At 62.9% G+C, this 2,099-nt stretch carries 3 protein-coding genes and 2 pseudogenes; 1 reads left to right on the forward strand and 4 read right to left on the reverse strand.

The window, feature by feature from the left end:
• The 4 genes and pseudogenes from B6V73_RS21055 to B6V73_RS21375 all read right to left on the reverse strand — a co-directional run.
• On the reverse strand, positions 1-180 hold a 180-nt coding region (locus B6V73_RS21055), incomplete at its 3' end, for a hypothetical protein (RefSeq protein WP_206185629.1).
• A gap of 68 nt (positions 181-248) precedes the next feature.
• Positions 249-391: pseudogene (locus B6V73_RS21290) on the reverse strand (IS6 family transposase); the annotation flags it as partial.
• Positions 392-483: 92 nt separating this feature from the next.
• The gene (locus B6V73_RS21370) at positions 484-1,044 is read right to left on the reverse strand and encodes a cbb3-type cytochrome c oxidase subunit I (protein ID WP_088726311.1); all 561 of its coding nucleotides are present in this window, start codon (positions 1,042-1,044) and stop codon (positions 484-486) included.
• A 40-nt stretch (positions 1,045-1,084) separates the two neighbouring features.
• Entirely contained in the window at positions 1,085-1,813 is a 729-nt protein-coding gene (locus B6V73_RS21375) for a cbb3-type cytochrome c oxidase subunit I (protein ID WP_346426040.1), read from the reverse strand.
• Between the two features lie 76 nt (positions 1,814-1,889).
• On the opposite strand from B6V73_RS21375, the pseudogene B6V73_RS20640 reads away from it, so the two are divergent.
• Positions 1,890-1,982: pseudogene (locus B6V73_RS20640) on the forward strand (IS6 family transposase); the annotation flags it as partial.
• Between the last annotated feature and the right edge of the window lie 117 nt (positions 1,983-2,099).

Here is a 2,099-nt window from a genome sequence, read left to right on the forward strand (position 1 = left end):
GCGCGAGCCAAGGTGAAAATCCGAGAGGAAGAGGCTGCGGTAGTGGTGCTTGTTGTGATGGCGCGATCGGCTCATGTTGCATCTCGGGTGGATCGGCGGGGAGAGGGGGGGCATGTTAACGGCCTGCGGGCCGATCGAGGCTGCAAGCGATAGAAGGGTCGAATGAGACGGCTTTGCCATGGGTACTCTTCAATGAGCATTGTCAGGGTATGTTCGGCGGAGCGCAAGACCGGCGTATCGGATTGATTTCAAACCGCCAGCTCGCATTGATGCTCGATCCAAATCTGGAAGGCATCGGCTCTGGCGTGGCTGTAGGAACGGGCTGAAAGACGGTGGGTTTGGGACGGAACAGGGTGGCGATTTGATCGTGCGCTGACCGGAAACGTTGCGCATGACCGGGCGACTTGCACGTGCCCATGTTCCTGGAGGCGAATTTTGTTCTTGTGTGGGGCTGTCTCTAACGGGCGCCCGTGACCCGGTTGGCTACCAGACCCGAAGCCCGGACAACAGCACGTTCATCACGCGCTCGGCCCATAGCACCGGCCCGTAAAACGCCGCGACCAGCGCGATGGAAACGATCGACCAAAGCAGAAGATTGTCGAACAGCCTGACCATCGAACCCGACCCGTGCGAACGAAACGCGCGCGAGAAGGGCGCCGCGGGGATTGGTGTATTGACCGCCCGCTGCCGCAGCTGCGTCGCGTAGAACACACCGAAGATCAGCACGGCGGCGACGGCCAGAATGACCCCGGCGATGCCGACCGCGAACAGCGACCAGCGCGCATTGGCATAGAAACTGTCATACCCGCCGCCCGCCGTCATCCCCGACACCCAGGCGCGGCGCGGCACGCCTTGCAGGCCGGCGATCATCATCGCGTTGGAAAAGATCAACATCCCCATGGACCACAGCCCTGTCCCCCAAAGCGCGACCCTGCGCGAAGCCAGCGGCTTGCCGGTCAGGTTGGGCAGCAGCCAGAAGCTGATACCGGAGAAGGTCAGCGCCGAGGCCGAGGCCAGCGTGGCGTGGAAATGGCCCGAACCCATGTCGTGTTGTGGATCACCGCGTTGAACGCCCTGCTGCCGTTCACCAGCCCGCTCGACCCGCGGATGATGAACAGCAACATCGCCAGCAACTGCGCCGCGATGCTCGGATCACCCCAGCAGCCCGCGCCCGCCCAGCATATTCCAACGAGGCCCCGACCGTGAAGGCGGTCAGCAGCGAGGGCAGGATCACCGTGAAGGTCAGAAAGATCACGATGGCGCGCATCACATCAGGGATCCCCGCATCCATCAGTTGGTGACGGGTCCCCACCGGCAGCGAGAACAGCATCAGCAGGATGAAGGACACACGCGCCAGCGGATCCGAAATCAGCACTCCGCCGATCTGACGCGGGATCAGCGCATACCACGAGATATAGGCCGGCATCAGCCAGAAATAGACGATAGGGTGACCGCTCCACCAGAACAGCTTGCGGGTGATCATGGGCGGCATCCCGTCGATCCAGCCCAGAAAGGCGGGAATATGCCAGATCACCACCGCCGCGACCGCGCCGAGCGAGGCCAGGAACCACATGCTCATCGTGACCGCGCTCATCCACGAGACTAGCGGCGTGATCCGGCCCGGAGGGGCCGCGTGCCAGCGCCAACGCATCGCGAGGATCTGATAGCCCACGCCCCAGTTCGCGATGAATATTAGCGCGATCCCGAGACAGAAGGCCCCATCCGCGGGCATCGGCGCGTAGAAGGTGTAAAGCAACGTCGCCTCGTTCGCGGCGATCGCGTCCAGCGTCAGAACCAGCCCCAGCAGCATCACCCCATACGAGAACTAGGAGGCGAAGCCCGAAGGCGTCTCGTCAAGCTCGCGCGCGGTCAGGTAATACATCAGCCCCGACCGGATCGAGGGCTCGCACCGACCGACGCGGAAGAGAGAGAAGCTCATGGGCGGGTTCAAGTCGCCAACGCATGCGCAACGTTTCCTGTCCGCCCATGGCTCTGTTGCACAAATCGGGTGATGGCCGAGGTTCCCCTTTCCCCGGACAGAATTATCCCACGAGTTCCGTGACGGGTATGCCGAGCGCCGTATAGCCGTTGAGCACGGC

Origin of the sequence: Thioclava sp. JM3, from assembly GCF_002213185.1 — a bacterium.
GTDB classification, from domain to species: Bacteria; Pseudomonadota; Alphaproteobacteria; order Rhodobacterales; family Rhodobacteraceae; genus Thioclava; species Thioclava nitratireducens.